We start from the raw sequence: 793 nt of genomic DNA on the forward strand, positions 1-793 counted from the left end.
CGCCGAAATCATTCGGTTCATGATCCGGTCGCAGCGCCCGCAGCCACATCCGAACAGTAGATCATTGCCGCCACCATTGACCACCACCCAATCCCAGTCGCCCTTGACATACTGGTAGGGAATGTTGAACTCAACTTCGACAGTTAAACGCGTAACCAATTGATATTGTTGAAGCGGGATGCTTGCTTTTGCCACAACATGGCCGCTTCAAGCGGGTGTTTTCAGGTCCAGGGCTTCGAAGAGGTCGAGTTGTTCCGGTTGCTGGCGCGTAAGGGTTGTCTTGGTTGCCGGGCCGATACGGGCCACGTGCTGTTGAATGCGTTCCAGAAGATTGAGGGCGGTGCGCGGGCTCGCGCTGTGGCCTTTCGCCTTCAGCCGCATGCGCATGACGCGGTAGAGGACGAGGGCCACGAAGCAGATCATGGCGTGAGCACGGATGCGATCGGGCAGTCGATGGTGAACCGGCGCGATCTCGATGTCGGATTTCAGGACGCGGAAGCCGCGCTCGATGTCTGCGAGGCCCTTGTAACGCGCGACAGCCTCGGCGGGGCTCAGATCCGGTGCGTTGGTGATCAGCGCGAGTTTTCCGTCAAAGAGTTCGGCCTCGGCAATGGCGTCTTCATCGACCGACCAACTGAACCGATCAGCATTGAGATCGGCCTTGATGAACCGCGTGAGCTCGGCCTCCGCGACGGCGCGGGTGAAACGGCTGTACGCCCCGCGGTCGGAGGCGCGACGACCCTTGGCGGTCTTGCCGGCATCCTGTGCATCGAGCTTGCCGACCATCTTCTCG

The 793-nt window shown here is 60.4% G+C and carries 2 protein-coding genes; both read right to left on the minus strand.

Going from position 1 to position 793, the window contains the following annotated elements:
* The coding region (locus ACR1XY_RS24650; RefSeq protein ID WP_480597472.1) for an SGNH/GDSL hydrolase family protein at positions 1-159 on the minus strand (159 nt) is incomplete at its 3' end.
* Positions 160-207: 48 nt separating this feature from the next.
* Positions 208-793 (minus strand): IS1634 family transposase (locus ACR1XY_RS24655; protein ID WP_480597468.1); only part of this gene is annotated, 586 nt, incomplete at its 5' end.

The organism is Ruegeria sp. AD11(2025), from assembly GCF_056542405.1.